The sequence below is a fragment of the Clavibacter sp. GW821-FHT01D01 genome (assembly GCF_059422605.1).
On record NZ_JBWKXC010000003.1, the window covers coordinates 192,362 to 219,298 of the forward strand.

Annotated in this window: 27 protein-coding genes and 1 tRNA gene; 10 read left to right on the plus strand and 18 right to left on the minus strand. The window is 74.3% G+C overall.

The window, feature by feature from the left end; genetic code table 11:
• The first annotated feature begins 172 nt into the window (after window positions 1–172).
• A complete protein-coding gene (locus tag AC07VC_RS06465; protein WP_119403371.1) occupies window positions 173–475 on the plus strand; it encodes a putative quinol monooxygenase in 303 nt (100 codons plus the stop codon).
• Between the two features lie 86 nt (window positions 476–561).
• Here the strand turns inward: AC07VC_RS06465 and AC07VC_RS06470 are convergent, their stop codons facing one another.
• From AC07VC_RS06470 to AC07VC_RS06485, 4 genes are all read right to left on the minus strand, one after another.
• A complete protein-coding gene (locus tag AC07VC_RS06470; RefSeq protein ID WP_494675446.1) occupies window positions 562–2,457 on the minus strand; it encodes a YhgE/Pip family protein in 1,896 nt (631 codons plus the stop codon).
• Window positions 2,454–5,453 (minus strand): MMPL family transporter, encoded by a 3,000-nt coding sequence (locus AC07VC_RS06475; protein WP_494675445.1) that lies wholly within the window; start codon window positions 5,451–5,453, stop codon window positions 2,454–2,456. The genes AC07VC_RS06470 and AC07VC_RS06475 overlap by 4 nt, the downstream gene beginning before the upstream one ends.
• A gap of 40 nt (window positions 5,454–5,493) precedes the next feature.
• Window positions 5,494–6,072 carry a TetR/AcrR family transcriptional regulator gene (locus AC07VC_RS06480; RefSeq protein ID WP_494675444.1) on the minus strand — a complete coding sequence of 193 codons (579 nt, stop codon included), beginning with the start codon at window positions 6,070–6,072 and terminating at the stop codon, window positions 5,494–5,496.
• An 83-nt stretch (window positions 6,073–6,155) separates the two neighbouring features.
• Window positions 6,156–7,310 carry an SLC13 family permease gene (locus tag AC07VC_RS06485; RefSeq protein ID WP_494675443.1) on the minus strand — a complete coding sequence of 385 codons (1,155 nt, stop codon included), beginning with the start codon at window positions 7,308–7,310 and terminating at the stop codon, window positions 6,156–6,158.
• A gap of 134 nt (window positions 7,311–7,444) precedes the next feature.
• On the opposite strand from AC07VC_RS06485, the gene AC07VC_RS06490 reads away from it, so the two are divergent.
• Window positions 7,445–7,633 carry a hypothetical protein gene (locus AC07VC_RS06490; protein ID WP_094115415.1) on the plus strand — a complete coding sequence of 63 codons (189 nt, stop codon included), beginning with the start codon at window positions 7,445–7,447 and terminating at the stop codon, window positions 7,631–7,633.
• A 37-nt stretch (window positions 7,634–7,670) separates the two neighbouring features.
• Window positions 7,671–8,531, plus strand: coding sequence for a hypothetical protein (locus AC07VC_RS06495; RefSeq protein WP_494675442.1), 861 nt, complete (start codon window positions 7,671–7,673; stop codon window positions 8,529–8,531).
• 36 nt (window positions 8,532–8,567) lie between these two features.
• On the opposite strand, the gene AC07VC_RS06500 is transcribed toward AC07VC_RS06495, so the two are convergent.
• The gene (locus AC07VC_RS06500) at window positions 8,568–9,950 is read right to left on the minus strand and encodes a glucose-6-phosphate dehydrogenase (RefSeq protein WP_317231062.1); all 1,383 of its coding nucleotides are present in this window, start codon (window positions 9,948–9,950) and stop codon (window positions 8,568–8,570) included.
• 89 nt (window positions 9,951–10,039) lie between these two features.
• Between AC07VC_RS06500 and AC07VC_RS06505 the strand changes: the two genes are divergently transcribed.
• Entirely contained in the window at window positions 10,040–11,914 is a 1,875-nt protein-coding gene (locus AC07VC_RS06505; RefSeq protein WP_494675441.1) for a glycoside hydrolase family 15 protein, read from the plus strand.
• Window positions 11,915–11,980: 66 nt separating this feature from the next.
• Here the strand turns inward: AC07VC_RS06505 and AC07VC_RS06510 are convergent, their stop codons facing one another.
• Window positions 11,981–12,838 (minus strand): alpha/beta fold hydrolase, encoded by an 858-nt coding sequence (locus tag AC07VC_RS06510; RefSeq protein ID WP_494675440.1) that lies wholly within the window; start codon window positions 12,836–12,838, stop codon window positions 11,981–11,983.
• Between the two features lie 107 nt (window positions 12,839–12,945).
• A complete protein-coding gene (locus AC07VC_RS06515) occupies window positions 12,946–13,122 on the minus strand; it encodes a hypothetical protein (protein ID WP_172407170.1) in 177 nt (58 codons plus the stop codon).
• Between the two features lie 185 nt (window positions 13,123–13,307).
• Here AC07VC_RS06515 and AC07VC_RS06520 point away from each other — a divergent pair, with 185 nt between their 5' ends.
• Both AC07VC_RS06520 and AC07VC_RS06525 read left to right on the plus strand, forming a co-directional pair.
• A complete protein-coding gene (locus AC07VC_RS06520) occupies window positions 13,308–13,730 on the plus strand; it encodes a MarR family winged helix-turn-helix transcriptional regulator (protein WP_317230736.1) in 423 nt (140 codons plus the stop codon).
• The gene (locus AC07VC_RS06525; RefSeq protein ID WP_317230737.1) at window positions 13,727–15,055 is read left to right on the plus strand and encodes an MFS transporter; all 1,329 of its coding nucleotides are present in this window, start codon (window positions 13,727–13,729) and stop codon (window positions 15,053–15,055) included. The genes AC07VC_RS06520 and AC07VC_RS06525 overlap by 4 nt, the downstream gene beginning before the upstream one ends.
• Before the next feature lie 56 nt (window positions 15,056–15,111).
• Here AC07VC_RS06525 and AC07VC_RS06530 read toward each other — a convergent pair whose 3' ends face one another.
• Entirely contained in the window at window positions 15,112–15,672 is a 561-nt protein-coding gene (locus AC07VC_RS06530) for a hypothetical protein (RefSeq protein WP_494675439.1), read from the minus strand.
• 97 nt (window positions 15,673–15,769) lie between these two features.
• On the opposite strand from AC07VC_RS06530, the gene AC07VC_RS06535 reads away from it, so the two are divergent.
• Window positions 15,770–17,302, plus strand: coding sequence for an amino acid permease (locus tag AC07VC_RS06535; protein WP_317230739.1), 1,533 nt, complete (start codon window positions 15,770–15,772; stop codon window positions 17,300–17,302).
• Here AC07VC_RS06535 and AC07VC_RS06540 read toward each other — a convergent pair.
• The 5 genes from AC07VC_RS06540 to AC07VC_RS06560 all read right to left on the minus strand — a co-directional run bounded on the left by AC07VC_RS06540 (window position 17,287) and on the right by AC07VC_RS06560 (window position 19,995).
• Window positions 17,287–17,709 carry a hypothetical protein gene (locus AC07VC_RS06540; RefSeq protein ID WP_317230740.1) on the minus strand — a complete coding sequence of 141 codons (423 nt, stop codon included), beginning with the start codon at window positions 17,707–17,709 and terminating at the stop codon, window positions 17,287–17,289. The genes AC07VC_RS06535 and AC07VC_RS06540 overlap by 16 nt on opposite strands.
• A gap of 117 nt (window positions 17,710–17,826) precedes the next feature.
• Entirely contained in the window at window positions 17,827–18,648 is an 822-nt protein-coding gene (locus AC07VC_RS06545) for an HNH endonuclease family protein (protein ID WP_494675438.1), read from the minus strand.
• 140 nt (window positions 18,649–18,788) lie between these two features.
• Window positions 18,789–19,019, minus strand: coding sequence for a hypothetical protein (locus AC07VC_RS06550; protein WP_494675437.1), 231 nt, complete (start codon window positions 19,017–19,019; stop codon window positions 18,789–18,791).
• Between the two features lie 121 nt (window positions 19,020–19,140).
• Window positions 19,141–19,635, minus strand: a complete 495-nt coding sequence (locus tag AC07VC_RS06555; protein WP_012298114.1) for a CarD family transcriptional regulator — start codon at window positions 19,633–19,635, stop codon at window positions 19,141–19,143.
• 284 nt (window positions 19,636–19,919) lie between these two features.
• A tRNA-Lys gene (locus AC07VC_RS06560) sits at window positions 19,920–19,995 on the minus strand.
• 153 nt (window positions 19,996–20,148) lie between these two features.
• Between AC07VC_RS06560 and bcp the strand changes: the two genes are divergently transcribed.
• On the plus strand, window positions 20,149–20,628 hold the full coding sequence (gene bcp, locus AC07VC_RS06565) for a thioredoxin-dependent thiol peroxidase (protein ID WP_494675436.1): 480 nt from the start codon (window positions 20,149–20,151) through the stop codon (window positions 20,626–20,628).
• Window positions 20,629–20,667: 39 nt separating this feature from the next.
• Here the strand turns inward: bcp and AC07VC_RS06570 are convergent, their stop codons facing one another.
• Window positions 20,668–21,099 (minus strand): hypothetical protein, encoded by a 432-nt coding sequence (locus AC07VC_RS06570; RefSeq protein ID WP_494675435.1) that lies wholly within the window; start codon window positions 21,097–21,099, stop codon window positions 20,668–20,670.
• A gap of 244 nt (window positions 21,100–21,343) precedes the next feature.
• Between AC07VC_RS06570 and AC07VC_RS06575 the strand changes: the two genes are divergently transcribed.
• Window positions 21,344–21,592: a WhiB family transcriptional regulator gene (locus AC07VC_RS06575; protein ID WP_012037746.1), complete on the plus strand. Its 249-nt coding sequence runs from the start codon at window positions 21,344–21,346 to the stop codon at window positions 21,590–21,592.
• 79 nt (window positions 21,593–21,671) lie between these two features.
• Here AC07VC_RS06575 and AC07VC_RS06580 read toward each other — a convergent pair whose 3' ends face one another.
• Genes AC07VC_RS06580 through AC07VC_RS06595 form a run of 4 tightly spaced genes read right to left on the minus strand, consistent with a single transcriptional unit; the run spans window position 21,672 to window position 26,054 of the window.
• Window positions 21,672–23,174, minus strand: coding sequence for a sensor histidine kinase (locus AC07VC_RS06580; RefSeq protein ID WP_015489761.1), 1,503 nt, complete (start codon window positions 23,172–23,174; stop codon window positions 21,672–21,674).
• 9 nt (window positions 23,175–23,183) lie between these two features.
• A complete protein-coding gene (locus AC07VC_RS06585) occupies window positions 23,184–24,746 on the minus strand; it encodes a CpaE/TadZ family protein (RefSeq protein ID WP_494724452.1) in 1,563 nt (520 codons plus the stop codon).
• 1 nt (window position 24,747) lies between these two features.
• Window positions 24,748–25,389: an SAF domain-containing protein gene (locus AC07VC_RS06590; RefSeq protein WP_494675433.1), complete on the minus strand. Its 642-nt coding sequence runs from the start codon at window positions 25,387–25,389 to the stop codon at window positions 24,748–24,750.
• Window positions 25,390–25,445: 56 nt separating this feature from the next.
• Entirely contained in the window at window positions 25,446–26,054 is a 609-nt protein-coding gene (locus tag AC07VC_RS06595) for a hypothetical protein (protein WP_494675432.1), read from the minus strand.
• Between the two features lie 210 nt (window positions 26,055–26,264).
• Between AC07VC_RS06595 and AC07VC_RS06600 the strand changes: the two genes are divergently transcribed.
• Window positions 26,265–26,864 carry an Rv3235 family protein gene (locus tag AC07VC_RS06600; RefSeq protein WP_494675431.1) on the plus strand — a complete coding sequence of 200 codons (600 nt, stop codon included), beginning with the start codon at window positions 26,265–26,267 and terminating at the stop codon, window positions 26,862–26,864.
• Window positions 26,865–26,937 lie beyond the last annotated feature (73 nt).

Genomic DNA, 26,937 nt, shown 5'->3' on the forward strand with positions numbered 1-26,937 from the left:
GCAGGACCGCCCGCTCCGGACGCCCGCGACGGGATACCCGGCGACACGCCCGCGACCCGCGGGAGGGCATGCGCACCGCCGCATCGCGGTTGGATGGGGGAAGGGGAACGTCCCCGCACATGAGCGACGTCGCGCGAGGCCCCGCCGGCCCGGCGTCGGGACCGGAGACACCATGAGCACCACCGTGCACCTCGAGATCCAGGTCGACGAGAGCCGCCTGGCCGACGTCGCCGACGTCCTCGCCGAGACCCTGCAGGCCACCCGCGCGTTCGCGGGCAACGAGGGCCTCGAGGTCCTGGTCGACGACGCCGACCCCGCGCGCATGATCGTCGTGGAGCAGTGGGCGAGCACGGCCGACCACGACGCCTACGTCGCCTGGCGCGCCACCCCCGAGGGCGCCGCGCGCCTCGGCGAGGTGCTGGCCGCCCCGCCGGTGACCCGCGTGTTCAGCGGGCGCATCGCGCTCGCGCTCTAGCGACCGGCCGCACGACGAGGGCCGCCCGGTGCTCCGGGCGGCCCTCGTCGTGCACGGGCTCCGCGACGCGGGCCCTCCCCCGTCGGTCAGACGGCGACGGCGACCGAGGACGGCGCCTGGCCCGGGATCAGCCCGAGGCTCCGGGCCCGCCGCGAGCGCCGCGTGACGAGGTACGACACGGCGAGGCTCAGCAGCAGGAACACGGCGAGGACGCCCGCCGATCCCCACACGACGGCCGGGGCGCCGCCGGCGATGATCGCCTGCATGCCGGAGGACGCGTACGTGAGCGGGAGGAACGGGCTGACGGCCGCGAACGGCGCCGCCACGAGCTGCGACGGCACGATGCCGCCCAGGGCCGCGGCCTGCACCGCCAGGAGGATGAGCGACACCACGAGCCCGGCACGGCCGAGCGCCTGGCGGAGGAGGTAGTGGATCGCGGTGAAGGCCGCCGCGGTCACGGCGGCGAACCCGAGGGTCGCCGGCAGGAGCGCCGGGGACAGCCCGAGCGCCGCGTGCACGAGCGCGACGAGGAGCACGACCTGCGCGAGCGCGATCAGGGCGGCGCGCGCGAGGACGCGCCCCATGACGCGGCCGGTCGCGGCCGACGACGCGAGCAGCCGACGGGCGGCCGGCCGCAGCACGAGGAACGTCGCGAACGCGCCGAGCCAGAGGCCGATGGGCACCGTGATCGCGGCGATCGCGTCCCCCGGGCTGCCGATCTCGTTCTGGCGGTCGACCGTGAGGCCCACCGGGTCGGCGACGACGCCCGAGGCCGCGGTGGCCTGGTCGGCGTCGAGGGAGGGGATCTGCTCGGCGCCCTGCGTGAGCCCCGCTCCGAGCTCGGTGGCCCCGGAGGAGAGCCCGTCGGCGCCCGTGGCGAGGTCGCCCGCGCCCGTCGCCGCGCCGGTCGCGCCCGTGCGGAGCTGACCGAGCCCGTCGCCCAGCTGGCGGGCGCCCGTGACGAGCGCGCCGCCGTTCGCGGCGAGCTGGGCGGCGCCCGAGGCGCTCTGGCCGATGCCCTGCTGCACGCCCTGGATCCCGGCGCCCGCTTGCGTCGCCAGGGTCCGCCCCTGCGCGGCGTACTGGTCGAGCCCCTGCTCGAGCGGCTGGAGCCGCGCGGCGAGCGGCGCCGTCCGCGGGTCGGCCGACAGCTGCTGCCGGATCCCCGCGACCTGCTGCGCGATCTGCCCCGCCCCGCCCGCGTACTGCTCGACGCCGTCCGCGACCTGGGAGAGCCCGGCCGCGCCCGTCTGCAGCTGGTCGAGCCCCGAGGAGAGCTGGGAGACCCCGCCCGTGTAGGTCCCGAGGCCGTCCGCGAGCTGCGACGCGCCCTGCTGCGACTGCCCGAGGCCGTCGCCGAGCTGCGTGAGCCCGTCGCCGAGCGCCGTGGCGCCCGAGGAGAGCTGCGTGGCGCCGTCCGCGAGCTGGTCGGCGCCCGTGCCGGCGTCGGTCAGCGAGCCCTTGAGGCTGCCGAAGGTCGTGTAGATGCCGGAGACGAACTGCGAGGTGATCGCGTTGCCGAACACGCTCGTCATGCCGACGCCGACGGCCTGGGTGGCGGCGCCCGTGAGGTAGCCGTGCGCGTCGTCCGTCGTGACGCGGATCTGCGCGCGCTCCGGGGCGTCCGTCGAGAGCGACACGATCGACGCGGAGAAGTCCTCCGGCACCGTCAGCACGGCGTAGACCTCGCCGTCGTCGAGCATCCGCTCGGCCTCCTCGGCGTTGGTGATGGTCCAGTCGAAGGCCTGGTTGTCGTCCGATGTCAGCTGCGTGACGAGGAGGCGGCCCGCGAGCACGGGCGTCTCCGTGCCGTCGGGCGCGGTCTGCTGGACGATCTCGTCCTGGTTGACGATGGCGGCGGGGATCCGCTCGACGCCGTCCGCGACGTCCGAGAGCGAGCCGATGAACAGGCCCGCGACCGCGAGCGGGACGAGCGCGACGAGGGCGACGGCGAGCCGTCGGCGAGCGGAGCGGGTGGTCATCGGCGGGTCTCCTTGCCGGTCGTGACGTGCGGGTCGATGTCGGAGTGCACGGCGGCGCCGTGCTCGGCGGTCCCGTGCTCGGCGGCGGAGTGCTCCGCGGCGAGCGGCCGGGCGTCGTCCGCCGGGACGTCGTCCGCGCCGAGGCGCAGGCGGACCGTCGGCCGGCCGGGGATGCCGTGGTCGTCCGGGAACCCGGGCGCACCGAGCACGACGGTCGTGCTCTCGTGGACGAGGGCGGCGAGCGCCCGGAGGAACGCGCGCTCGGCGGCGGCGTCCGGGAACGGGTCCACCACGTCGAGCACGAGCACGGGCGCGCGTCCGGAGGCGGCGACGGCCGTGAGCGCGATGGCGCGCTCGAGGGGCAGGAGCGATCCGACGGGGTCGTCCGCGCCGATGCGGCGCGCCCCGGCGGCGTCGGCCGCCTGGGCGATGCGCGCCAGCCACTCCCCGTGACGCGCGCGGGCGCCGCGGCGGCGCCCGAGGGGCTCGGACAGGTCGATGCGCTCGGCGAGGAGGTCCCCCACCGTGACGCCGGAGTCCACGCGGTCGACACGGCCGAGGTCGGCCATGGCGACGCTCGTGAGCACCCGGCCGGCCTCCGAGGCGAGCGGATGCCCGGCGACCTGCGCGCGCCCGGCGAGCGGGACGAGGCGGGCGCCGAGCGTCGCGCCGAGGAGACGGCGGTCGGCGACCTCGCCCTCGACGAGCACGAGGGATCCGGCCGCGGCGACGAGGTCCACGGGCGCGAGGCGGTGGCCGGGGACGCCGACGACCAGGCGCTCGGCGGCGACGGCGGCACCGGACGCGCGCGCCCAGTCCACGTCGTCCTGGTGCTCGCGGAGCCCCTCGCCCTCGATGTCCACGTCCGGCAGCAGGCGGTCGAGCCAACGCGGGATCCACCATGCCCGCCTCCCCAGCAGCGCCATGGCGGCCGGCACGAGGGTCATGCGCACGAGGAACGCGTCGAAGAAGATGCCGACGGCGAGCCCGAGCGCGATGGTCTTGATCACGCCCGCGCCCTCGGGCACGAAGGCCGCGAAGACGAAGAACATGATGAGCGCCGCCGCCGTCACCACCCGCGCGGCACCCGAGAAGCCGGTGACGATGGCCCGGCGGGCGTCGCCGTGGTGCACGAAGTCCTCGCGCATCCCGGAGACGAGGAACACCTCGTAGTCCATGGCGAGGCCGAAGAGGATCGCCATCAGCAGGATCGGCATGAAGCTGAGGATCGGGCCGGGCGTCACCCCGAGGGCGTCCGCGAACAGGCCGTCCTGGAAGATGACGACCACCGTGCCGAAGGACACGACGACGCTCAGCAGGAAGCCGACGGCCGCCTTGATCGGCACGAAGACGGAGCGGAACACGATCATCAGCAGGACGATCGAGAGCCCCACGACGACGATGCCGAACGGCACGAGCGCCTGGTCGAGCCGCTGCGAGATGTCGTTCTGCACGGCCGTCGTGCCGGTCACCGACACGCGCGTGTCGTACCGGTCCTGGAGGCCGGGGGCGAGGTCGCGGATCGACTGCATGAGCGCCGTCGTCTCCGCCGACTCGGGCGGGCTGTCCGGCACGACCTGGATGATCGCGGTGTCGACCGACGGGTTGGGCGTGCCCTGCCCGACGAACGCGACGTCGTCGAGGCCGCGGATCTCCCCGCCGATGTCCTCGAGCACGCCGATCGGGTCGGTGGTCTGCGTGATGTCCACGAGCACGACGAGCGGCCCGTTGTGCCCGGGGCCGAACGCGTCCGAGACGGTGTCGTACGCGACGCGGCTCGTGGACCCCTCGGGCTCGGTGGCCCCGCTCGGCAGCCCCAGCTGCAGCTGCGACGCGGGCACGGCCAGGAGGCCGGCGATGCCGATGACGATGACCACGGGGATGATCGGCACCTTCGTGACGATCGCCACCCAGCGCGCGCCGAGCGTGCGCTGCGTCCCCGCGGCCTGCGCCGTCGCGCGCCGGGCGGCCCGCGAGCCCTCCTTCGGCCGTAGGCGCTCGCCCGCGAGGCCGAGCATCGCGGGCAGGAGCGTCGTGGCCACGCCCATGGCGAGCAGCACGGCGAACGCGGCGCCGAGGCCCATCACGGTGAGGAACGGGATCTGCACGACGAGGAGCCCGAGGAGCGCGATGATCACCGTCACGCCGGCGAAGATCACGGCGCTGCCCGCGGTCGCGACCGCCGTCGCCGCCGACCGCTCGACGGGCATCCCGTTGGCGAGCTGCGTGCGGTGCCGCATGAGGATGAAGAGGGCGTAGTCGATGCCGACCGCGAGGCCGATCATCACGGCGAGCAGCGGCGACGCGCTCGAGACCGTGACGAACCGCGCGGCGGCGAGGAGCGCGCCCGCGGAGGCCGCCACGCCGACCAGCGCGCCGATGAGCGGCAGGCCCGCGGCGAGCATCGACCCGAACGTGAGGACCAGCACGAGGCCGGCGAAGAGCACGCCGAACGCCTCCGTCACCGTCACGCCGTAGTGGATGTCCTGGAACACCTGCCCGCCGAACGAGACCGTGAGGCCCGCGTCGGTCGCCGCCTGCGCGGAGTCCCTCAGCGCGTCGAGCGTCGCGTCGGTCACCTGGTCGCTCTGCCCCCGGAACTGCACGGTGGTGATCGCGACGGTGCCGTCGTCGGAGACGGCATCGGTCGCGTACTCGGAGAACGGGGACAGCGCCGTCTCGACGCCGGGCACCTCGCCCGCGGCCGTCGCGGTGGCCTCGATGGCGGCCTCCTCGGCGGCATCCGTGACCTTCGCGCCCGCGGGCGCCTCGGTCACGATCTGCGCGCTCGCGCCCGCGGCCTGCGGGAACACGGCGGCGAGGCGGTCGATGGCCTCCTGCGACTCGGTGCCCGGGATGGAGAACGACTCCTGGGTCGTGCCGCCGAGCGCGAGTCCGCCGCCGAGGAGGATCCCGAGGACGAGGATCCACGCGGCGACCACGCGCCACGGGTGGAGGAACGAGATCCGGCCGAGCCGGTACAGAAGCGTGGCCATGGGCGGTGGCTCTCCTTACGAGGGGACGTGACGTGCGGGATCAGGCGGAGGGGGAGGCCAGGGGGGCGAGGAGCTCCCCCACGACCACGACGAGAGCGGCCCTGATCTCGTCGTCGGGCAGCGGTTCGTTGGTGGACCAGTCGTCGCTCGCGGCGAGGACGTACGCCGCGCCGCCGAGGGCCACGCCGTAGCGCAGCTGGTCGAGGGCGCTGTCGAGGGCGCCGGCGGTCTCGCCGAGCCGGCGCACGAGGTCGTTCGCCCGCCGGATGACCGCGAGGTGCTCGAGCGAGCGGCCCTGCGTGATGAACAGGGAGACCTCGTGCCGGTGCAGGAGGAGGAAGTCGATGAACCGCTCCACGAACACCCCGCGCGCATCGTCGTCGCCGCGGATCGAGTCGGCCCGGTCGATGACCTCGGCGAGCGCGTCGATGGTCGGCTCGAGCAGGGCCTCGAGCAGCGCCTCCTTCGAGGCGAAGTGGTACAGCACGCTGGACTTGGAGTAGCCCGCCTCGTCGGCGATCTGCTGGAGCGAGGTGGCCTGGAAGCCGTCGCGCGCGAAGCGCGCGGCGGCGATGGGGCGCAGCTCGTCGCCGGCGGAGGCGCGGGGGGTCCTGGTCACGTGAGGAGCTTACGCTGACCGAGCGGTCAGGACCTGACTGATCGGTCAGACTCCCCGGGGATCGACGGGGAGCGGCCCGCCGGTCATCTCGTGAGGACGAACGCCGCCATCGCGAGGCCGACCGTCAGCGGCGCGACCACGAGGCCGAGCAGCACGTAGCGCGACCACCGGATGTGCACGCCCATGCTCACCAGCCGCTCGTGCCAGAGGAGCGTGGCCAGCGACGCCCACGGGGTGATGAGCGGCCCGGCGTTGACGCCCACGAGGACCGCGACGAGGCGCTCCGGCGACCCCGCGACGGGCTCGAGCGCCAGGTACGCCGGCAGGTTGTCGACCGCGTTGGCGCTCAGCGTCGCGACGCCCGCGAGCCGGAAGAGCGCCGCGGCGTCCTGCCCCTCGCCCGACACGGCCGCCATGACGGCGGTGAGCCCGAGCGACTGCGCCGCCTCCATCACGACGAAGAGCCCGGACGCGAACACGACGAGCTGCCACGGCAGGAGCCCCGGCCGGAGCGCGCTCGGCCGGCGCACGGCGGTGAGGACCGCGAGCACCACGGCGGCGGCGAGCGCCGGGATCCACACCTCCACGCCCGAGACGAGCGCGGGCACCAGGAGGCCCACCACCACGGCGCTGCCGACGAGGAGGACGCGGTCCGGCGGCGCGCTCCGCGCCCCGACCTCGTAGCGAGTGAACAGGTCCCTCCGGTGGATCACGAGGATCGCGAGCACGGGCACGGCGATGGCGACGAGCGCCGGCGCGACCGTGAGCGCCGCGAAGCCCGCGGGGCCGAGCCCGCCGAGCTCGTGCTCCGCGAGCAGGTTCGTGAGGTTCGAGACCGGGAGCAGGAGCGACGCCGTGTTGGCGAGCCACACGGTGGTCAGGGCGAACGGGAGCGGGGGCAGCCCGCAGTGCCGCGCGAGCACGACGACCACGGGCGTCAGGAGCACCGCGGTCGTGTCGAGCGACAGGAAGATCGTGCAGAGGCACGCGAGCAGCACGGTCGCGAGCCACAGCGCCCAGGTGCGACCGCGGCCGAGGCCCGCCGCGCGCTCGGCGATCCAGGTGAAGAGCCCCGCCTCGCTCGCGAGCTCCGTGACCACCGTGATGGCGACCACGAACAGGAGGATCGGCCAGACCCGCTCGTACAGGACGCCGAGGTCGTCGAGCGGGAGGGCTCCGGTGGCCACGGCGACGGCGCCGACGACGAGGAGCACCGCCCCGATGAGGGCTGTGCGCACGGGCGCCTCCTGTCTGATCCGCGCTCACTGTACTCATCGGCTCCCGGGAGCCCGCGCCGGGTGCGGGAAGGGGATGCGGCGTGGCGGACGCGGGGGCCGGATCCCGGTACCGTGGAGGAACACTGGGAGGTGTCATGCGCAAGTACATCCTGAACGGCAGCGTCCTCAGCGCCCTCGTGGGCGGCTGGAGCACCATGCAGACGACCCGTCGGGGTCCGCGCGACTGGAAGCTCGGCCTCATGTGGCTCAGCTGGGCCATCACGGTGGCCATCGCGGTCGGCACCGTCATCGAGGACTCGCGCGACGGGCAGATCGGCAACTAGCCGCCCTCCGTCCGCGACGCGCACGTCCCCCCGGGGCGTGCGCGTCGTCTGCGTGCGCGGCGCGCGCCCCACCCGCATGATCATCGGCGTGTCGCGGGTCGGCCCGGGCGTGTCGCCCACGATGATGGTCCCGATCGTCGCTGATGCGATCGGGGAGGCCGTGATCATGTTCCGGTGGCGCAGAGGCAAGTCCGTCCCGACCGAGGCCGCGCCCGCCGCGCCCGTCCCCGGCATCGCGGAAGGAGACGACCCCGGACGCCCCGGCACCGGATCGGTCCCTACGCCGCCCGGCGTGTCGCTCGCCACGGGACAGCTCGCCGCCATCGCCGCGCGACTGCACGGCGGCCCCGTCCGACCGGCGCACGTGCCCGCGCACAAGGCCGAGCCCGAGCCCGAGGCCGCCGAGGCGCCCGCAGCCCCCGCAGCCCCCGCTCCGGCAGAGGCGCAGGCGCCGTCGGCCCACCCCCTCGCGGAGCCGGACCTCCGCCCCCTCGCGGAGATCGTGCACGCCGCGCTCGCCCACCACTTCGGCCCCGACGGCGCCTGGGCGCTCGTCCGGCGCTCGCCGGACACCACCGCGGGCTTCTTCGACGAGCTGATGACCGCGCACATCGCGCGCGACGTCGCCCTGGCCCTCGGCGCCTCCCCCGTCGCCGCCGCGCTCCCCCTGGAGGACGCGCGCGCGACCGGGTCCCCCGACCGCGACCGCGACGACGACGCGGCCCGCGACGACGACGCGGCCCGCGACGACGCGACGCGCGAGGATGCGGCCCGCCACGACGCCGTCCTGCGCGAGCTCGCCGTGTTCGACGCGGATCCGCTCGACGACGCCCTGGCGGAGCTGGCCGCCGACCCGCGTCGGGTCCCCGCGGTGCTGCGCGCGGTCCGCAGCGCCTAGGCGCTCCGGCTGCTCCCCGCCGAGGCGGCCGCGGGATCAGCTCCTCGGCGCCACCTGCGGACCGTCCCACGGCCCCGCCGACCCGGCCGGGTACTCCTCGAGCGGCACGTCGCCCGCGCGCCACGCGGCGATGACGGGCTCGACGATCCGCCAGCACTCCTCGGCCGTGTCGCCGCGCACCGAGAGGCTCTCGTCCTCCGAGATGATGCCGTCGATGACCTGGCCGTACGGCGGGAGGTCGCCCGCGTCGAAGGCGGTCACGAGCTCGGCGCGGTCGATGACGTCGGGGTCGGCCGGCCCGTTGACGTTCAGCTCCAGGTGCAGCTCGTCGGGTGCGAGGAGGATGCGGATCCGATCGGGCTCGTCCGCCCCCGACAGCCCGGTCGGCACGTGCGGCGCGGGCTGGAAGGTCACGACGATCTCGCGCCGGTGGTCCCGCATCGCCTTGCCCGAGCGCAGCCGGAAGGGCACGCCCGCCCAGCGCCAGTTCGCGATCTCCACCGTCATCTCGGCGAGCGTCTCGGTGCCGCGCGCGGGGTCGACGCCCTCCTCGTCGGCGTAGGCGGGGAGCTCGCGGCCCTCCACGTCGCCGGCCGAGTACCGGGCGCGGCGGGACGACGCCACGGGATCCCCGCCCCACGGCCGCGTCGCGCGGAGCACGAGCGCCTTCTGGTCGCGCACGTCGCGGGCGTCGGTCGTGGCCGGCGGCTCCATCGCGAACACGGCCATCACCTGCAGCAGGTGGCTCTGGATCATGTCGGTCAGCGCGCCCGCGGTGTCGTAGTAGCGGGCGCGCCCCTCGAGGGCGAGCTGCTCGTCGTAGACGATCTCGACGCTCGCGATGTGCTGGGCGTTCCAGACGGGCTCGAGCAGCCGGTTCGCGAAGCGCAGTCCGAGGAGGTTGCGGACGGTCGAGCGGCCGAGGAAGTGGTCGACGCGGTGGGTGCGCTCCTCGGGGACCAGCGTCGCGAGGAGCCGGTTGAGCGCCTGCGCGCTCGCGAGGTCGGTGCCGAACGGCTTCTCGAGCGACAGGGACGTGCCCTCGGGCAGGGTGATGCGCGTCATCGCCTCGCAGGCCCGCTCGGTGACCGCCGGCGGCAGGGCGAAGTAGACGGCGGGGGCGGCGTCGCACGCGGCCAGGAGCCGCTCGAGGTCGGACTCGGACGTCACGTCGGCGGAGAGGTAGGTGGTGCCGGAGACCACGCGGTCGACCGCGGGGCCCTCCGCGCCGAGCGACGCGAAGGAGGTGCGGACGACCTCGCGCCACCGCTCGTCGTCCCACTCCTCCGTGCCCGCGCCGACCAGCTGCAGGTCGAGGTCCGGCCGGTGGGCGAGGAGCTCCCCGAGGCCGGGGAGGAGCAGGCGCGCGGAGAGGTCGCCGCTGGCGCCGAGGATGAGGAGCGTGGAGGTGGCGGGCATGGGGCCAGGCTACGCCGGGCCGCCCTGGCCCCGGTGGCCGGATGCGCCCCGTGGCGCGGACGCCCGGGTGCTCCATGGGACCATGTGGCATGGCCATGCGCATCGAGGACTACGCACTCATCGGGGACTGCCACACGGGTGCGCTGGTCGGGCGGGACGGGTCCATCGACTGGCTGTGCCTGCCGCGGTTCGACTCCGCGTCCATGTTCGGCGCGCTCCTCGGCACCGAGGAGCACGGCGCGTGGAGGCTCGCGCCCGCGTCCCCCGACGCGACCGTGTCGATGCGCACCTACCTCGGCAACACCTTCGTCCTCTGGACGCGGTGGGAGACGCCCGAGGGCGCGGTCGAGGTGACCGACTTCATGTCCATGGGCGACCGGCGGGCCGACGTCGTCCGCCGCGTCCAGGGCATCAGCGGCACGGTCCGGATGCAGGGCGACCTGCGCCTCCGCTTCGGCTACGCGACGGCGCTGCCGTGGATCCGCAAGCTCGACGGCGACGACCCGCGCCTCGTCGCCGTTGCCGGTCCCGACGCGGTCGTCATCCGCGGTCCCGAGCTGACGGCGACGGACCACCACCACGGCGTGGCCTTCGACGTGTCGGCCGGCGAGACCGTCGACACCGCCCTCACGTGGTACCCCTCGCACCGCAGCGAGCCGCCCGCGTTCGACGTGGACGCAGCCCTCGAGCACACCACCGAGTGGTGGGAGACCTGGGCGAGCTCCATCGAGCACCAGGGCCCGCACCAGGCGGCCGTCCGCCGATCGCTGCTCGTGCTGCGCGCGCTCACGCACGAGGACACCGGCGGCATCGTCGCGGCCGCGACCACCAGCCTCCCCGAGCAGTTCGGCGGATCCCGCAACTGGGACTACCGCTACGTGTGGCTCCGCGACGCGTCCCTCACCCTCGAGGTGCTGCTCGCGCACGGCTTCGACGACGAGGCCGACGAGTGGCGCACCTGGCTGCTGCGCGCGATCGCCGGGGACCCGGGCGACGTCCAGATCATGTACGGCCTGAGCGGCGAGCGCTTCCTCCCGGAGCGCGACCTCGACAGCCTGCCCGGGTACGAGGGCTCCGGGCCCGTCCGCGTCGGGAACGGCGCCTTCGAGCAGTACCAGGCCGACGTCATCGGCGAGGTCATGCTCGCGCTCCAGGCCGCGCGGGACGCGGGCGTCCGGGAGACCGAGTTCTCCTGGCCGCTGCAGCGCGCCCTCATCGGCTTCGTCGAGGAGAACTGGGAGCGCCAGGACAGCGGCATCTGGGAGATCCGCGGGGCCGAGCAGCACTTCACGCACTCGCGCGCGATGATCTGGGCGGCGCTCGACGCGGCCGTGCAGGGCGTCGAGCGGCACGGCCTCGACGGGCCCGTCGAGCAGTGGCGGACGCTGCGGGACCGGGTGCGCGACGAGATCCTCGACCGCGGCGTGGACCCCGCCACGGGCGCGTTCCGCCAGCACTACGGCACGACCGAGGTGGACGCCTCGCTGCTGATCCTCGCCCAGGCCGGCTTCTGCGCCTACGACGACCCGCACATGCTCGCGACCGTCGACGCGATGGAGCGCACGCTCATGCACGAGGGCTTCCTGCTGCGCTACGACACGAGCGCCGGGGTGGACGGGCTGCCCGCCGGCGAGTACCCGTTCCTCGCCTGCTCGTTCTGGCTGGTGGAGCAGTACGCGCGGTCCGGCCGGGTGGCCGACGGGCGCGAGCTCATGGACCGCCTGGTGGGCCTCTGCAACGAGGTCGGCCTCCTCTCGGAGGAGTACGACCCGGTGGGGCGCCGCCAGGCCGGCAACGTGCCGCAGGCCCTGTCGCACCTCGCGCTGGTGCGGGCGGCGGATGCGCTGGAGGCGGCCGCCGCGGCGCATCCGGACGACCTCGACCGGGCGCACGAGGACGGCAACGCCGCCCGCGTTCACGCGGAGGCCGCCCGACGGGCGACCGCGGCGGCACCCGCCGCCTGATCCGCCCGCCGGGCGGCTCCCGCGGGGCCGGGCGGCTCCCGTCCGGCGGAGGACCGGCTCCGCCCCCTAGCCGCCCGCCTGGGAGGCCGCGACCTCCGCGAGGAATGCCGTCACCGCCGCCAGGGCACCCGGATGGCGTGGCGTGCCCGCGTGCGTCGCGCCCTCCAGCTCGACGAGGCGGGCGTCGGGCCGCAGCGCGCGCACGTGGCGCGCGGCCCGGAGCCGCTCGGCGTCACGCGTTCCCGCCACGAGGAGCAGCGGCACGGACGACGCGGCCACGACGTCGTCGGGCACGCCCCGGTCCCGCTCCGACTCCCGCATGTACGCCGCGAGCGCGGCCGCGTCGTCCGCGAGGAAGGCGCCGCGCGTCGCCGCGTCGACGACGTGGCCGCCGTGGTGCTCCCAGGCCGCGAGGAAGCCCGGCATGCCGCCCGTCTCGAGCGCCGGGATGCAGCCGGGGAAGAACACGCGGTCGAAGACGCCCACGCCGCTGCGGGGAGAGCCGCCGAGGCTGGATGCGGAGAGGAGCCGCTCGGGGTGCGCGGCGGCCAGGGAGAAGCCGACCCGCGCGCCGAGGCTGTAGCCCACGTGGTGCACGGCCGGCGCGCCGACCGCGTCGAGGACGGACACGACGTCCGCCACCATCAGGTCCATCGCGTAGGCGGACGGATCGTGCGGAGTGCCGCTCCGGCCGTGCCCGCGGAGGTCGAGGGTGATCACCGGGCGCTCCGGGGAGAGCGCCCTGACCCAGCCGAAGCCGCGCCAGATGGCCTGGGAGAGGGCCGTGCCGTGCACGAGGACCACGGGGGCGGGGGCCGGGTCGGGTGCCGCGCCGCCTCGGTGCGCGCCGCCGGCCCCGGGTGGGGCGCCGAACACCCGGTAGGCGATGCGCGTGCCGTCGAGGGGGTTGGTCGCGGTGTCCACGGGGATCCAGGCTACGCGGACGCAGCGCGGCGCCCGCCTGCGCGCCGTCCGCCGGGGCCCATGAGGGCCGGGGTGGACGAGGGCGGGCGGGCGCCGGGAGCGGCGGGCTAGGCGGAGGCGCCGTCGTCGTCCGTGTGGTGGGGGGTGTCCTCCTCGGGCTCGAAGTGGTCGTTCCCCCCGTCGTGACCGGCCGCGACGCCCTTCTCCCCCGCCGGGATCGTGCCGTCGCCGCCGAGCCCCGCGTCGTCGTCGTGCGCGTCGGCCGTGCCGTCGTGGTGGGTCATGTCCGTGCCTCCTGTCGTCGCGCGGCCGGTGCCCGCGTCCTCGCGCGCACCGCTGCCGGCGGTGTGCTCCCATCCTGCCCGTCCCCGGGGCCCCGCCCGGCGAGCCTGTCCGGGTTCGGCCGTCTCGCAGGATCCCGTCATCGCCCGCCATTTCGTTAGCGCGGCTAATGAGCTACCCTAATCACATGCCCGACTCCCCCGATCTCAGCCAGAGCCTCCGCGTCGGCGTCATGCGCCTCTCGCGCCGCCTGCGGGCCGAGAAGGCGGACCACGAGCTGAGCGACAGCCAGTTCGTCGTCCTCGCCCTCCTCCTCCGCGACGGGCCCACGAGCCCCGGGCGGCTGGCCGAGATCGAGCGCGTGACGGCGCCCAGCATGAACCGCACCGTGAACTGCCTGGTCGACGCGGGCTACGCGGAGCGCTCCCCCGCGCCGGACGACGGCCGCCGCGTCACCGTGACCGTCACCGAGCCCGGCCGGCGCATCGTCCAGGAGACCCGACGGCAGAGGAACGCGTGGCTGTCCCTCCGGCTCGAGGAGCTCACGGCCGACGAGCGCACCACCCTCGCCGACGCGGCCGCCCTCCTCGCCAGGATGGCCTCCGCGTGAGCGCGGTGTTCCGGAGCCTGCGGGCCCCCAACTACCGCATCTGGTTCGCCGGAGCCCTCGTCTCGAACGTCGGCACGTGGATGCAGCGCACCGCCCAGGACTGGATCGTCCTCACCGAGCTCACCCGCTACGACGCGACCGCCGTGGGCATCGTCATGGCCCTGCAATTCGGTCCGATGCTCCTGCTCTCCCCCTATGCCGGACTCATCGCCGACCGCTACGACAAGCGCCGCGTGCTGATGATCACGCAGGGCGCCATGGCGGTGCTCGGCCTCGGACTCGGGCTCGTGGTCCTCTCGGGACGGGCGGAGCTCTGGCACGTCTACGTCTTCGCCCTGCTCCTCGGCGTCGCCTCGGCGCTGGACGCGCCGGCGCGCCAGTCGTTCGTCTCCGAGCTCGTCTCCGACGACGACCTGTCGAACGCCGTCGCGCTCAACTCGGCCTCCTTCAGCGCCGCGCGCATGATCGGACCGGCCGTCGCCGGCGTCCTCATCGCGGGCGTGGGCACGGGCTGGGTCTTCCTCATCAACGCCGTGAGCTTCATCGCGGTGCTCGTCGCGCTCACGCGCCTCCGCGTCGGGGAGCTCCGTCGCCCGGAGCGCGTCGCACGGTCCCGCGGGCAGCTCCGCGAGGGGTTCCGCTACATCGGCGGCCGCCCGGACATCATGGTGATCCTCGTCATCGTCTTCCTCGTCGGGGCCTTCGGCTACAACTTCCCGATCTTCACCTCCACCATGGCGAGCGTCGAGTTCGGCAAGGGCGCGACGGAGTTCGGCCTCCTCTCCTCGAGCCTCGCCGTGGGCTCCGTCGCCGGCGCGCTCCTGTCCGCCCGGCGCGAGCGTCCGCGGATCCGACTGGTCTTCGTCGGCGCCGCGCTCTTCGGCATCGCCACCGCGCTCGCCGCGATCGCGCCCACCTACCTCCTGTTCGCGGGCGCCCTCGCGATCGTGGGCGTCGTCTCCCAGACGCTCATGACGAGCGCCAACAGCACGGTCCAGCTCACCGTCGAGCCGCGCATGCGCGGACGGGTGATGGCGGTGTACATGGCGATCTTCGTCGGCGGCACGCCGCTCGGCGCGCCGATCGTGGGCTGGATCGCGAACGAGTGGGGCCCGCGCGCGGCCCTCATGGTCGGCGCGGCGAGCGGCATCGTCTCCGCCCTCATCGCGATCGCGTGGCTCGTGCTGCACCGCCACCTGCGCATCTCGTACCGCATCCACCGCACGCCGCACCTGCTCGTGACGCACGACGGCGACGGCCGTGACCGCCGGGAGGACGCCCGGGAGGACATCGAGGCGGACGAGGCGGTGGCGCGCCGCACCTGACGCGGCGCCGCGGGGCCGCGCCTCAGGATCCCCGGCGCCTCGGCATCCCCGGTGCCTCAGGGCGCGGGCGTCGCGCTCGCGGGGACGTACCCGACGTCGTCGAGGCAGTAGTCGAGGAACGCGTCGACCGAGCGCAGGTACTGCCCGGTGTCGAGCGAGGCGCCGTCCGTGTCCTCGCCGGTGCGCAGGGCCTCCAGCTCGTCGACGATCGTCGAGAACGACGCGACCAGCGGCTTCATGCCCTCGGGCGCCATGCCCGCGAGCGCCGCATCGCCCTGCCGGACGCGCTCGAGGAGGGCGGGGTCCACGGCCCGGCCGTCGCCGAGGGCCTGCACGAGCCGCGTGGAGTCCGGGAGCACCTGGGCGAGCGTGGAGCACGTCGCGAGCTCGTCCTCGGTCGGCGGACCCGGGGCGCGGGTGACGCCGGGCTGCGGATCGGCCGTCGCACCGGCACCCGACCCCGCGTCGGCGGTCGCGCTGGCGGACGGCGACCCGGTCGCGGGGGCCGGCTGTCCGCCATCCGTCGTGCAGCCGGCGAGGAGGAGCGCGCCCACCGCGATCCCGGCGAGGGCGCCCCACGCGCGGATCCGGCGTCCCGGGCGGTGCGTGCGGACCATGCGTACCTCCTCGGCGCTTATCACAGCGGACATGCCCCGTGGAAGTCGATCGACGCGGGGATCGGGGCGGATGCCCACTGCCACTACCGTATGCGGAATGACACGAAGCGAGAGCGACCGCCGTCCCGTCACACCGGATCCGGAGTTCGTGGCGCAGGACTTCAGCCACGAGCAGGAGGGCTACCAGCACGGCCTCAAGCCCCGCCAGCTGCAGATGATCGCCATCGGCGGCGCGATCGGCACGGGCCTCTTCCTCGGGGCGGGCGGGCGCCTCGCCGCCGCGGGCCCGGCCCTCGCGATCGTCTTCCTGGTCTGCGGGGTCTTCGCCTTCTTCATCCTCCGCGCCCTCGGCGAGCTGGTGCTGCACCGCCCGAGCTCGGGGTCGTTCATCTCCTACGCGCGCGAGTTCTACGGCGAGAAGTTCGCCTACGCCGCCGGGTGGATGTACTTCCTCAACTGGGCGACGACCGCGATCGTCGACGTCACGGCCGTCGCGCTGTACATGCACTACTGGTCGGCGTTCACCGCGGCGCCGCAGTGGCTGCTCGCCCTCATCGCCCTCGCCATCGTCCTCGCCCTCAACCTGGTGGCCGTGAAGGTCTTCGGCGAGATGGAGTTCTGGTTCGCGCTGGTCAAGGTCGCCGCGCTCGTGGTCTTCCTCGTCGTCGGCATCGTCTGGCTGGCCTGGAGCTTCCCGGTGACGGTCGACGGCGCCGAGGTGCAGACCGGCTGGACCGTGCTGCAGGAGAACGGCGGGATCCTCCCCCAGGGCCTCGTCCCCGTCGTCCTGGTCGTGCAGGGCGTCGTGTTCGCGTACGCCGCCATCGAGCTCGTCGGCACGGCGAGCGGCGAGACGCAGGACGTGGAGAAGGTCATTCCCCGCGCCATCAACTCGGTCGTCTTCCGCATCGCGGTCTTCTACGTGGGTTCCATCGTCCTGCTCTCGCTGCTGCTGCCCTACACGGCCTACAGCGCGGACCAGAGCCCGTTCGTGACCTTCTTCTCCAGCCTCGGCTCGCCCCAGGTGGGCGCCATCGCCGGATCCGTCATGAACTTCGTCGTCCTCACGGCCGCCATGTCGAGCCTCAACGCGGGCCTCTACAGCACCGGCCGCGTGCTGCACTCCATGGGCATGAACGGCTCGGCGCCGCGCTTCACGACCGTCATGTCGAAGGGCGGCGTCCCCTTCGGCGGGATCCTGCTGACGGGCTCCATCACGCTGCTCGGCGTGGGCCTGAACGCGGTCGTGCCGGACCAGGCGTTCGAGATCGTGCTCAACGTCGCCGCGCTCGGCATCGTCGCGGGCTGGGCCACGATCATCCTGTGCCAGATGCGCCTGCGCACGTGGGCGAAGCAGGGCAAGGCGAAGGAGCCCACGTTCCGTCTCCCGGGCGCTCCCGTCACGTCGTGGCTGACCCTCGCGTTCCTCGTCAGCGTGCTCGTGCTCATGGCCATCGACTGGCCCATCGGCACGCTCACGGTCGCCTCGCTCGTGGTGATCATCCCGCTGCTCGTCGTCGGCTGGTACCTGCAGCGCGACCGGATCCTCGAGATCGCCCGCGTCCGCGAGGGCGTCACCGGCCCGTTCCCCGTCACGGGTCGCGACGCGGCGGATCAGCGGAGGCGCTGACCGGCGTCCCGGCGCTCGTCGACGCCGCCGTCCCCGACCCCGGGGGCGGCGGCGTCCGCGTCCGGCGGGCCGCCACCCGCGTGCCGCCCCGCGGGCTGGGCCGGATCGGCACGGAGCCCCCGTCCGAACGCCAGCATCCGCTCGTCGTGCTGCATCACCCACGCGACCGCGGCGTTCAGGCTGTCCCTCCGCGTGATCCACACCCGGAGTCCGTCGGATCCGAGCCCGCACGCGTACACCTCGTAGGTGAACGGGTCCGCGAGGTCCGCACGGTGCCGGAGGACCCACCCGAGCGCGGGGCCGTCCCCCACGCGCACCAGCCACGCCCCCCGCACGGGATGCGCGTGCGGGTGCTCCGGGACCGGGCTGATCGCGCCGGTCGCGTCGCCGCTCTGCTTGCTCCACATGCGGATCCCCTCGGGTCGTCCGACGCGGACCCTGTGTCCGCGTCGACGCCCGGCCGCGTCGTGCCGAGCGTACGCGGGCGCACCGACGCCGACCGCCGGCGGCCCCGGCGCGTGCCGTCAGGCGCACGCGGCGAGCACCCCGTCGATGGCGTCGCGGTCCTCCTCGTCGATCTCGAGCCCGTAGCGGCCGACCACGAAGGCGAACCGGGTGACGTAGAGGCACCGGTACCCCGCCGCCGGCGGGAGCCACGTGGCGGGGCCCTGGTCGGACTTCTCCTGGTTGGCGGGGCCGTCGACGGCCTGGAGCTCGTCGAGGTCGGTCGCGAGCCGCTCGCGACGGGCGTCCGACCACGCCCACGCCCCGTGCTGCCAGGCCCAGGACAGCGGCACGAGGTGGTCCACCTGGACGGCCGCGCTCGTCCGTGGACCGCGCGTGAAGTCGATCGAGCGTCCCGTGTAGGCATCCTCGAGGCGGCCGGCCGTCACCGTGCAGCCGTCGTCCGACGCCGAGCGCGCCACCACGGCGAGGTCGCGCACGAGCACGTCGTCGCGCTGGTCGCAGCCGTTCCCGTCCGCATCGGCCCACGCGGGCCCGAAGGCGTCGCGGTCGTAGCGCGGATGCCGCTCGCGGGCGTCCGCGGGGAGGGCGGCGGTCGCGGCCCGTGCGGCCGGCACGTCGATGCGCCCGTCCCGCACGAGGCCCGCGCCGGCCAGCCGACGGACCACCTCGCCGTCGGCGACCGACGCCGTGAGCGGCCCGCCGCCCGCGCCGGGCCCGAGGACCTGCTCGCGGGCTCCGACCACCACGGACACGACCACGACGCCCACGGCGAGGGCGGCCAGGAGCACGCGCAGGGCCTCGCGCGGTCGGCTCCGGATCCATGCGAGAGCGCCCGGCGCGCTCGCGCGGCGGCGACGTCCCCGCCCTCGTCCGCCCATGAGCCCTCCCGGAGGCCTGGCTACCGGACCGCAGGGTCCGACGGCAGCCATGCGACACGGCGGGGGGACCCGGAGGACCCGGCCGCCCGGGGAGGAGCGGGCCCGTCACCGGTGGGCGGCGTCCGCCGCCCGCCCGGTGGTCAGAGCAGGGCGCGCGCTCCCGCCACGACCGCGACGAGGGCGCCGAGCGACGAGGGCCCGGGCGTGTTCTGCCCGGCCGTCGCGAAGCGGACGAGCGCGAACGCCACCACGGCGATGACGACGAGCGCGGCGATCACGTAGATCCACACCTTCAGCCCCCGTCGCGCGGGCTGCAGGGGATTCTGCTCGAGGGGGCCGTCGTGGTCGGGTCGTTCCGGGTGATCGCGCATGATCGCACCCTACGCCGGTCGATGCCCCCATCGACGGGCGCTCGGACGCGACGACGGGCGGCCTCCCTGGTCGGGAGACCGCCCGTCGGCGGTGGCGCGTCCCCGGGACGCGCCCGGTGGTTCAGGCGGAGATGCTCTGCGCGAGGACGCCGTCGAGCACGACGGACGCCTCCTCATCGGTCGACTTCTGCGCGAGCGCGAGCTCCGAGACGAGGATCTGCCGGGCCTTGGCCAGCATGCGCTTCTCGCCGGCCGAGACGCCCGAGTCCTGGTCGCGGCGCCAGAGGTCGCGGACGACCTCGCTGACGCGGCGGACGTCGCCGGAGCCCATCTTCTCGGTGTTGGCCTTGAAGCGGCGCGACCAGTTGCCGGCCTCCTCCTCGACGTCGCCGCGCAGCACGTCGAACACGGCCTCCACGCCGGAGCTGTCGATCACGTCGCGCAGCCCGACGAGCTCCGCGTTGTCGACGGGCACGTCGATGACGAGCTCGCTCTGGTGGATCTGGAGGGTGATGTACTTCTTGTCGACCCCCTTGATGGTGCGGGTCTTGACCGCGGTGATCGTGGCTGCGCCGTGGTGGGGGTACACGACGGTCTCCCCTACTTCGAAAATCATGTAGTGCTGTCCTTCGATCCCTCGAGATGTGTGCCGGAGATGTCGCGCACGCGCATGGAGAGCCGCGTGGGCGCCGACGTCCCGCGTCGCGACCTGCCCCGTGGGGCGTCGTCGTGATGCGTGGCCGGTGCACCGAGATCACCGGCCGCCGCGGCGCTCTGCTCGAGGGCGTCCGCGGTGATGGTCCGACCGGTATTCTCTCACGGTTCTCCGGCGCCCAGCGACGCCGTCGGCTCACGCGACGACGGACCGCGGCGGACTGACTGCCCCGCATGCGGAGCGTGTGGTGCACCCCCTCGGACTTGAACCGAGAACCCACTGATTAAGAGTCAGTTGCTCTGCCAATTGAGCTAGAGGTGCAGGTGAGGACCCTGTCGTTCGGGGTACCGGACCGAGAGATGACACTAGCACCAGGTCGCGGGCGGACGCGAATCGAGGTCCGGGAACGCGCGCGGGCCCCGCTGCGGGCGGCCCTACCATGGAGCCCGACACCCCCGAACGAGAGGCTCCCCCATGACCGAGACCGCCCGCCTCGAGAAGGGGCAGACCGCCCCCGACTTCACGCTCCCCGACCAGGACGGGACCCCGGTCACGCTGTCGGACCTCCGCGGCCAGGACGTCATCGTCTACTTCTACCCGGCGGCCGGGACGCCCGGGTGCACGACCCAGGCCTGCGACTTCCGCGACAGCATGGACGGCCTGCAGGCCGCCGGCTACCGCGTCCTCGGCGTCTCGAAGGACCCGCAGGAGGACCTGGCCCGGTTCCGCGAGGAGCAGGGCCTCGGCTTCACCCTCCTGTCGGACCCCGACCTCGAGGTGCACCGCGCCTACGCCGCCTACGGGGAGAAGTCGCTCTACGGCAAGAAGGTCACGGGCGTCATCCGCTCGACGGTCGTGGTCGACGCCGAGGGCAGCGTGGCCCTGCCGCTCTACAACGTCAAGGCGACGGGCCACGTCGCCTCGCTCCGCAGGAAGCTCGGCATCGACGCCTGAGCGCGCGGCCCCAGCGCGCGGGGGCCGTGGCGCGGCCGCTCAGTCGCGCCGGCGCGTCGCGAGCATCACCGAGCGGGTGAAGAGCAGCACGAGCACCACTGCCGACGGCACGATGAGGCCCCAGCCGATGTCCTGCCGCGCGTCGACGCCCTGGAGGCTGCCCACCCCGACGGCGATCTGCAGCACCTGCCACGTCACAGCCGCCGGCCGCACCCAGCTCCGGCCCCGCAGCATCCCTCGCACGACCGCCCCGAGGAACACGGCGGCGAGCGCCGAGAGCGCGATCAGCGCCACGGCGCTGGCGAGGGACGCCGGGATGGAGGTCAGCAGGTCGACGACGAGGAGGCCGGTGATGCCCGCCATCCCCAGGGCCTCGAGCCCGAGGAGGACGGTGAGGAGGACGACGGCGGGAGTCCGCCTCGGGCCTTCGGCGCGGTCATCCGGATCGATGGCCCCAGCGGTTCCGGTCACAGCACGTTCCCATACAAAGCTATTGATTGATCGTTGGCTCTATGCGACGATATTCGAGGTCGAGTTCGTTCACAGGGTGGTGAGCAGATCCGGAACCGAGCTTACAAGGAATGCATTCCCGAAGCTGAGCATCTCACGAGGAGGGGCCACGTGCCCCGTCCCGATGCGGTTCCCGGACGCCTCGCCCCACCCCATCCCGCGGCAGATCCGCCGTGCAACGAGTACCGACCTGAGGAGCACCCCTATGGACTGGCGTGACAAGGCAGCCTGCCTGACTGTGGACCCCGAGCTGTTCTTCCCCGTGGGGAACACCGGCCCGGCCGTGGACCAGATCGACAAGGCCAAGGCCGTCTGCGGCCGCTGCTCCGTCACCGAGATGTGCCTGCAGTACGCCCTCGAGACCGGCCAGGACTCGGGCGTCTGGGGCGGCCTCAGCGAGGACGAGCGTCGCGCGCTGAAGCGTCGTGCCGCTCGCGCCCGCCGCGCCAGCTGAGCCACGCTCCACCGCACGACCGACGAGAGCCGGGCAGCCCCACGGGCGGCCCGGCTCTCGTCGTCCACGGCTGACGGCCTCAGGCCGTGACGGGGGCCAGCCAGCGCAGCGGCACCTCGATGGTCACCTCGGTGCCGCTGCCCATGAGCGTGTGCCAGTCGATGGTGCCGCCCAGCTCGCCCTGGATGAGCGTGCGCACGATCTGCGTCCCCAGCCCGGTCCCGACCTTGCCCTCGGGCAGGCCCACGCCGTCGTCCCGCACGCTGACGGTGAGCGTCTCCTCGGTGCGCGCCGCCTCGATGGCGACCTCGCCCGAGCGTCCCGCCAGGCCGTGCTCGACGGCGTTCGTCACGAGCTCGGTGAGCGCGAGGGCGAGCGGGGTCGCGTAGGCGCTCGGCAGCACACCGAAGCTGCCCAGGATCTTCGGGTGCACGCGCGTGTTGTGCGCCGACGCCACCTCGGCGATGAGCAGCAGCACGCGGTCGAACACGGCGTCGAAGTCCACGTTCTGGTTGAGGCCCTCGCTGAGGGTGTCGTGCACCACGGCGATCGCTCCCACGCGGCGCTGCGCGTGGCCCAGGGCCTCGCGCGCCTCCTCGGTGTGCGACCGGCGCGCCTGGATCCGCAGGAGGCTCGCCACGGTCTGCAGGTTGTTCTTCACGCGGTGGTGGATCTCGCGGATGGTCGCGTCCTTGGTGATCAGCTCCCGCTCCTGGTGGCGGAGCTCCGTCACGTCGCGGCAGAGCACGACCGCGCCGACACGCTCGCCGTGGCTGCGGATCGGGATCGCGCGGAGGGAGACCGTGACGCCGCGGGACTCGATGTCCGTGCGCCAGGGCGCCCGGCCCGCGACGATGAGCGGCAGCGACTCGTCGACCGTGAGCCGCTTGCCGGTGAGGAGGCTCGACGTGGCGTCGGCGAGCGACTCCCCCTCGAGCTCCTCCGAGAAGCCCATGCGGTTGAACGCGCTGAGGGCGTTGGGGCTCGCGAAGGTCGTGATGCCGTCGACGTCGAGCCGCAGGAGGCCGTCCGACGCGCGCGGCGCGCCGCGGCGCGGTCCGGTCGGCGACCCCAGGTCGGGGAAGTCCCCGTCCGCGATCATCGCGAACAGGTCGTTGGCGCACTCGTTGAAGGTCAGCTCCTGGCGGCTGGGCGTGCGCGTCTCGCTGAGGTTCGTGTGGCGGGTGATGACCGCGATGGGGGTGTCGGTGACCTCGGGACTGCCCTGGGCGAGCCGGCGGAGCACCGGGACCGCGCGGACGCGCGTCGGGGTCTCCTCGTACCAGTCGGGCGCGGACGAGTCGATGATGCGGGCCGTCTCGTGGGCGTCCGTCACCTGCTTGCGCCACTCGGCCTTGATGGGCTGGCCCACGAAGTCGCGGTAGAAGAGCGTGGCCGAGCTCGAGGGTCGTGCGTGCGCGACGGCGACGAAGCTGCCGCTCACGGTCGGGACCCAGAGCACGATGTCCGCGAAGGCCAGGTCCGCGAGGAGCTGCCAGTCGCCGACGAGGAGATGCAGCCACTCGACGTCGGCGTCGGAGGACAGACCCTGGGCATGCACGAGATCGCTGAGCGTGGACACGGCTACAGCCTAGGCGGGTAGCGACCGCTCCTCCCCCGCGTCGTCGGCGCCCCGGCGGGAGGACCTGACCGCGCGCCGCGTCCTCCGCGACGCGTCCTCGGGCGGCAGGAGCGTCGTGCGCGTGAACCGCGACCATTCGAGGAGCGCGGGCGAGCGCGGCGCGACGTCGCGGAGCGTCGCTCCGGTGAGCACGGCCGCGTCGAGGGCGTCCCGGTCGTCCGGCACGTACGCCGCCGCCTCCACGGCGCCGAAGCGCAGGAGCGTGCGGCGGACCTGCCCGGCCGCGTCCCAGCCGCCCGCGCTCGGCCGCACGCGGTTGACGAGGACGGAGACCCTCGACGGGTCGACGATCTCGAGGAGCTGGACGTAGGCGCGGAAGAAGCGCGACAGCCCCACGGTGTCGGCGGACACGACGGCGACCACGTGGTCCGCGCCCCGCAGAACGGCGTGCGTCGCCGCGTTGCGTCGCGGGGAGAACATGTCGCTCGAGATCTCCTCGTCGTCCTCGAGGTTGAAGGACGCGTCGACGACGGTGTGGTCGCGCCAGCCCCGGCACGCCTGGAGCACGGCCGACACCCGGCCCTCGGCCAGCTCCGGCCACCTGTCCGGCCGCGAGATGCCCGTGAGGACCGAGAACCCGGGCGCCCGGGTCGACGGGTGGTGCTGGGCGATGCGCTCCAGCTCCTCGACGGTGAGGCTGCCCGCCGCGGCGAGCCGACAGGCAGCCGCGAAGCCGGGCGCCTCGTCCAGCAGGCCGAGCGTGGCGGCCACCGTGCCGCCGTGGACGTCGGCGTCGACGAGCACGGTGGGCCGGCCGGCCGCCGCGATCTCCCCCGCGATCGCGACGGCCGTCGTCGTGCGACCCGGCGCACCCTGCGGCCCCCACACGGCGATCACGCGGCCCGTCGGCGCCCCGCCGTCGTCGACCGGAGGAGCCTCCCGGTCCCGGATCACGGGAGCCGGCACGCGCGGACGCCGCACGAGACCGAAGCGGGCGCGCAGGGGACGGAGCCGTGGCCGCGGATCGGCGGCCGCCGTGACCTCCGCCCGCCGGGTCGCACCGGGGTCCCGACCGCGAGACGACCGCCGGGCCCGGGTCCGCGCCTCGGGGAGCCGGACCCGATCTAGCCCGCCCTCGGGAGGGGCAAGATCCCCCAGATCCGCCGCCCGAAGGCTAGCGGCCGGGTCAGCCCGGCGCGCACCGGAGGGGGCGCCTCCGCCCGGGGCCGGGCGCACGTTCAGCAGCAGCGCCTCGATCTCATGCCACACCGCCCCCTCGTCCACGACCTCGTGGTGCCCGAGCGCCTGGGCGTTCCGCCGGTCGGCCTCGCTGGACGCGACGGCGACCGCACGCGCGCCGCGCTCGTCGAGCAGGGCGAGGACGTCGCGGTCGAGGGTCGACGGGGACGCCGCGATGACGAGGTGCAACGGGTCCGCCGCGGCGGACCGCACCGCGGCGACGACCTCGGCCGCGCCCGTCACCCGCGCCAGGACCGTGTGGCCCGCGTCGACGACGTCCCGCAGGAGCGCGTCCTCCACGCGGGGCGGGAGCGCCAGGATGAGGCAGGCCACGTCAGGCGCCCGCGTCGCCGACGGGCACGAGGGTGATCTGGTCGCGGGCGTCGGTGGACGCGAGCAGGGCCGCGACGTCCTGCCGTGGCACCGTCACCCGGACCCGGGTGTGCTCCTGGTCGGCCACGAAGCCCTCCGGGCGGATCACCTCGGCGACGGTCGCTCCCGAGACGATCACCCGGGGCGGGTCGTACGCGTCCGTGCCCGAGCCCTTGGCGGCGGCCGCCCAGATGTCGACGACCGTCCCCGCCGCGACCAGGTGGTCCGCTCCGGCGGCCGTCGCGATGACGACCGAGGCCGTGGTGCGCGCGTCCGACGAGGAGAGGGAGGATCGAGGGACGAGCTCGCCCCCGCCCACGAACCGGGTGACGACCGACCCGTCCGCCGCACCCGGGGAGACGTAGAGGCCCGCGGCCGCGCCGTCGATGCGGACCCGCACGGGCACGAGGTCGGCGTCGTGGACCGTGCTGCCCGCGTCGAGGGCCGATGCCGCGGCCATGACGACGGTGGAGGAGTCGACGGAGCGGACGAGCGCCACGACCCCGCCCGCGGACACCAGGACGAGGACGAGCCCGACGACGAAGCGGGGATCCAGCCAGGCCGGACGGCGCGCCGGACGCGCAGGACGAGAGGTGGGAGGCATGCGGGTCAATGTCGGGGACGGGGTGGCCGGACGTCGCACGTTGTCCACATGCCGGCTCAGACCCGGACGAGCACGATCCCGACCAGCGGCACGAGCCGGTACCCGGTGACGGCGGACTCCCGGCGCGGCGTGCCCGCCTCGTGGACGGCGACGTCCACGTGGTCGCGGGCGACCCGGTCCAGCGTGCCGCCGACGACGGTGTCGGCCAGGCGCAGCTCGACCCGCGCGCGACGCCGGCACAGGTCCCGGAGGACGAACGGCAGCCCGATGCGGTCCACGATCCCCCGTTCGGGCGGGAGCTCGGACACGGGCTGCAGGCTGGCCTTCACCTGATCGCGGTCCAGGGTGAGGGCGTGGACCGATGCGAGCGGGAGGATGCACGCCCGTTCCTCCCGGGACGCGCTCGCCTCGCCGGGGACGACGAGGTCGCCCGACAGCCAGTCGCGCCCGAGCACCTTGGCGCGCACGTCCACCCATGTGCCGTCGCACAGCGACAGCCGGAGCGGCCGCACCTGGTCCGACGACGTCAGGGCGCGGAGGCGGTCGCGCAGCACGGTTCGCGCCACCCGGACGCGCTCCTCCTCCGCCCGCTGGTCGCGCTCCTCGGCGAGGCGGGCGGTCTCCCACTGGCCCTCGAGGTCGTCGAAGAGGTTGTCCCACCTCACGCGATGCCCGCGACGGGAGCGTCGGACGGACGTGGCGGCGGCGACGACGAGGGCGGGGACATCCGGGTCACCTTGGGGTCGCTTCCTTGAGATCCGCTCTCAGTTCTCCACATGTTGGGTCCTGGACGTGCACCGATCCTCTCGCGATGTCACAGTTGTCCAGTCATCGTGGTCCCCCGACCGGGGGGAGCACCCGGATGGGAGTGACGCATGAGTGAAGCAGTGCCACGGGAGGAACTCCCTGACCGCCGGAGCACCATCGCCGGGGACGCCGACGGCGCACCCGCACGCCGCGCAGCGGCTCGGAAGGCGTCCAGCGCGTCGAGCACCGCAGGCGATCCCCCCGCAGGGGCCACGGCACGCGCGCCGGGCGCGACGGCGCCGACGGCGACCGCTCCCGTCCGCGGCACCATCCGCAAGCGCTTCGACGTCGACGACTTCTTCGGACGCCAGCCCTGCAGCAGCCAGGACCTGCCCCCGTCCGGTCCCCTGCTCGAGAACCTCACCCGATGCGTCATCGAGATCCTGGCGGGAGCCCGTGAGCTCGACCAGATCGCTCGCTGGGTCAGCGACGACGTCTACCGCCACCTGCTCAAGCGCGTGGTGCTGAGCGCTCGGGCGCGGCGCACGAAGGGACAGTCGGTGACCCGCCCCGTGTTCACCATCGGAACGGTCACGTCGTTCTCGCCGCGAGACGGCGTGATCGAGGCCGTCATCGTCGTCCATGGCCGGGCCCGCGCACGCGCCGTCGCCATCCGGCTGGAGGGACTCGACCGCCGCTGGCGCGCGACGGCCATCAACGTGCTCTGAGCCGACCTCGTCCGTCGCATGACGAAGGGCGCACCTCCTCCGGGAGGTGCGCCCTTCGTCATGCCTGCAGGAC